A 237-nucleotide genomic window follows, 5' to 3' on the forward strand; every position below is an offset into this window, starting at 1 on the left:
CTGCATACATCCATTAAAGGAGAATTTTTTCAAATAAAATGTTAAAATTAAATTTAGGTGTGAATTACGTAACAAATAAGAAACTAGTTTGAAACGAGGAAATTACATGGAGAAAATTATCAAAAACAAGCCCAATAAGCTAAAAATTGCTTCAAAAGCTTTGATGATTATTATTGGGGCATTTATCACAGCGTACGGATTAGAAGCAGTATTAATTCCAAATAACGTATCAGACGG

General features: G+C 30.0%; 1 pseudogene. It reads left to right on the plus strand.

The window, feature by feature from the left end:
* Positions 1-106: 106 nt before the first annotated feature.
* Positions 107-237: pseudogene (locus SB775_RS34760) on the plus strand (YitT family protein); the annotation flags it as partial.

It is taken from the genome of Peribacillus sp. SIMBA_075 (assembly GCF_046534585.1).